Source organism: Moorena sp. SIO4A1 (genome assembly GCF_010672065.1).
GTDB lineage: Bacteria > Cyanobacteriota > Cyanobacteriia > Cyanobacteriales > Coleofasciculaceae > Moorena.
In genome coordinates, this window is the sequence record NZ_JAAHHX010000181.1 from 1 (window position 1) to 3,598 (window position 3,598).

The 3,598-nt window shown below is 43.1% G+C and carries 3 protein-coding genes and 1 pseudogene; all 4 read right to left on the reverse strand.

The annotated features are described in order from the left end of the window. Positions 1-127: 127 nt before the first annotated feature. Positions 128-1,063: pseudogene (locus tag F6K53_RS35745) on the reverse strand (transposase); the annotation flags it as partial. Between the two features lie 135 nt (positions 1,064-1,198). After that, on the reverse strand, positions 1,199-1,831 hold the full coding sequence (locus F6K53_RS35750) for an exopolysaccharide biosynthesis protein (RefSeq protein ID WP_293043740.1): 633 nt from the start codon (positions 1,829-1,831) through the stop codon (positions 1,199-1,201). Between the two features lie 78 nt (positions 1,832-1,909). Beyond that, positions 1,910-2,713, reverse strand: a complete 804-nt coding sequence (locus F6K53_RS35755) for a DUF928 domain-containing protein (protein WP_293072052.1) — start codon at positions 2,711-2,713, stop codon at positions 1,910-1,912. A 643-nt stretch (positions 2,714-3,356) separates the two neighbouring features. Beyond that, positions 3,357-3,598, reverse strand: a 242-nt coding sequence (locus tag F6K53_RS35760; RefSeq protein ID WP_293084116.1) for an adenosylhomocysteinase, incomplete at its 5' end; no start/stop codon positions are given.

The window sequence follows — 3,598 nt, forward strand, 5'->3', positions numbered from 1 at the left end:
TGTCACTCGGATTTCACGAGGGGTGGAATTTCACCACCATGGTTATCAAGTTGTCATGGTTCATTTAACCAAGCAGCTAATCCTCCAAATCCTTATTGGATAAGGTTTATAGCTAACGAATCGCACCCCGAAATTGGTACCAACCTGCATCGTTAATGGATTTGGCAAGACAGTGATTCTTTACTAAGTTTTTGATCCTCAAGTCTTCATAGGCGACCAGATCGTTAGATCGGATTACGCAACGCGCGAGTCTCTTCGCATGTTCTTCACGCTGCCTACTTATTTTCAGGTGTGTCCTACCTAGCCTATTAATTGCTTTTTTACGGTTAGCAGAGCCTTTCTTCTTTCGGGAAACCCGACGTTGATAAAACTTTAAACGTTTCTCCCCTCTTCTGTAAAATCTTGGGTTAGGTTCTGAGTACCCATCAGAGTCTGTATAGAATTCTTTTAATCCAACATCTAAACCAACAGTAAAGCCAGTAGCTTCTAGTTGAAAGGCCGTAGGCCACGCTTTCGGCAAAGCCGACGCTGCGCGAACGCGAACGGAATTATCTGCTTTGACGCAAAACTGGACATAATAACCATCGGCTCTTTGGACGATACGAACCCGCTTGATCAGTTTCTGGTCGAAACGCCATAAGTCCCACGTCCCCTTAAGCTTGACTTTACCGATTCCTTTCTTGTCGGTAAAATTTATAGATTTTTTATCTGGGGATAACTTCCACCCGGATTGCTTATATTCAACCGACCTAGAATGTTTCTTAAAACGGGGATAGCCCTTTTTCCCAGGTACTTTTTTCTTACAGTTGTCGTAGAACCGCTTTATTGCCCGCTCTACATTTTCAACTGAAGCTTGACATGCATGACTGTTCAGGTCTTTGACAAAATTAAACTCTTCACGTATTTCGGTGTTGTAACGGTACAATTCTTTTTTGCCCACTCCATGGTTATCCATCCAGTACCGAAGTACTTTATTCCGGACAAAGCGAGCCGTTATAATAGCTTCATTTATCGCTAATTTTTGAGGCTCTTTAAGGACAGCCTTGAACTCCATTACCAACACCTGAAATCACCTCCTTGGTTCGTTTGCTTTACTTACTATTATAGTCGATAACGAGCGGGCAAAAGTTCCCGGACAGTTAGGGAATAAATTCCTGTTCGGGCTAACCCCATGGATAGAATCCAGGGGCTTGCGCTCTCAGGGTTTTCGGTCAATAATCTGGTCAATAATCTGGTCAACTAGATTTGTGCCACCAAACCATAGAGCAAACAGAATTGAGATGGAGAGGCTTGCTCCGATCAAGCACAGCACTAAACCGGCTAGGCTAATTGCGCCATCATCTTCAGTTAAGCCAAAACCAGTTATAAAAATTCCAATAGCTGGAAGGGTATTTGTTCCTGGAATTGGAATCATCATCGAAATTGACATTAATGCGATCGCACTCCCCATAAATATCCGACCAGGCAAACTGGTACAAATATAGCTTAGGCGAGGACGGGTCACTGCCTCAATCCGCTGCAACCAAGGGAGTCCTATTTTCAGAAAACCCTGTACCGTTTCCAGTTTCATTTTCCCATTCATCATCTTATTGGGTAGCCAGGGGCGTTTGGCACCAACGATGAGCTGAATAGCCAACAAGAAGATCACAATCGCAAAGGGAATCGAATAACCCGGTGCTGGAACTGGCAAAGCGGAAGGTAGGGATAGGATAACGAATAGAAACCCAAAAATACGTTCCCCCGCTAGGGTCAAAATATCTGCCAGCTTTACCTGAGGCTCTCGCTCTTCCTCAAAAAAATAGCGCTGTAGTTCTACAGAGAGTTTAGCCATTCAGTAGTGATTAGTTATAAAAGTTAATATACTAATCTATACTAATCCTTCTAGCACTTACCCTGAAATTACCTAAGATTAATTGTTAGGTGTGCAGCAATTCACAAATGGTTTGTTAGCGATCGCTTCTAACTCCACTGATTTGATCAGATCTACCCATGCTTGGGGCTGGGAATCCCGTAACTGGGCAACAGTAGTCACAGTTTCTTGCCAAATCATAGCATCAGCATATAGTTTGGCTTTTTCTAAGGTATTTTGCTCCTGCTCTAGATTAAGCGCTAATTCTGGACTAAGTTCAGTACGCTCGAGTATTCCTTTAACCCACTGATCTCGGCTACGCTCTTGAGGATCGCAAACGAGTACGAAAAACCACTTGTATTCCTTACCCATAGTCAGAGGTACAGTTTTCGGCACGCTCAGTTGCACAATACCGTTCGTGTTATCCAGGCTCAGGCTGGTCAGGTACACCTCTTGATCCTGGTCATCAATTAACACAAATTCTGCTTCGGAGGCTTTAGTTTTGGGAACATACCAGAACAGTGTAGGATTAGCCGCCACTGTTTTGACCAGATTATTGGCAGGCACGATAGGAGTCAAAGGGATGTCACCGTTGTCAGTACAGGAATAGCTACGAGACCCTCCTCCTGCTGTTCTTGTTGGTTTTCCTCGTTCTGGTACTCGTGGAAATTCAATCATATGTGTCCCAGCCCCAAGGGTTTTAGACGGTGACCCTCGCTCTGGTGGTGCTGGGAATTGTAAACCAACTTCATGGTGTGGGTATGACTGTGCGAGTAACCGGGGTGCCGTCAAGTCATTTACCAGTGCAGCCGACAGCATAGTAGTAAGCACTGCCAGATAGGTTGGAGTTTGTTGCCATATCATGATCAATCACCCTACTCATTAATAGGCCTCTTGCAAAAGTCCATTTTTGCTATTGGGCTATAGTATTTATCACCCTCTTTTTAAAGATTTATGCAAGATTCTATATAATTTTAGAATTTTCCTGTACATATTATCCATATCTATATAGTTTCCCCACTTCTTAAAAACATCCATAATCTCTAAAAATCACCCATAATCCGCTTTCGCAACTGGTATTTGCCTACCTTCCCTTATTCTTCAGCAATAAAGCCATAACTCTACCTGTAGGGTAGAGTTTGGTACCCAGTTTTGGGTAAGTTCTGTTCTTCCAAGGATTGCGGCTAATCCCACACCTTATTCAGCGGGCTAATTGCTAATTATTCTTAATTAATTGTTAAGTAAATCAGGTATTGAACTTGGGGATTTATGTATTTAATCCCAATTTACCATCAAAGGTATTGGTATTATTACCATATTCTATCCCAAAATCCCAATAATCTCAAGTTCGCTTAATCACTTTTTTGGGTCAGGGTAATCGATAGTCGGTCATCGTCAACTACCAATTACCCATGACCTATGACCCATTACCTGTTACCCATTACCCATTACCCGATCAGGGAGATCAGGATTATTGAACTGGCATTGTCAAAGGATTACCCTAGTTTTAGGTACCAGAAGTCCAAGAGTTCATGTACTCGATTTGCTCTGGGGTTAGGGTGTCAATGTTAATGCCCATTGCTTGTAACTTCAGCCGCGCAATTTCCTTATCCACTGCTTCTGGGATGGAGTGTAAACCTGGTTCAATGGATCCTTTGTTCTTGACTAGGTATTCACAGGCCAAAGCTTGGTTAGCAAAGCTCATGTCCATCACCGCACTGGGATGACCTTCAGCTGCTGCCAGGTTAA

What these genes read in the sequence shown, in the direction of transcription:
- F6K53_RS35750 (WP_293043740.1), bottom strand. Translation starts at nt 1,831, where the DNA reads ATGGCTAAACTCTCTGTAGAACTACAGCGCTATTTTTTTGAGGAAGAG.
- F6K53_RS35755 (WP_293072052.1), bottom strand. Translation starts at nt 2,713, where the DNA reads ATGATATGGCAACAAACTCCAACCTATCTGGCAGTGCTTACTACTATG.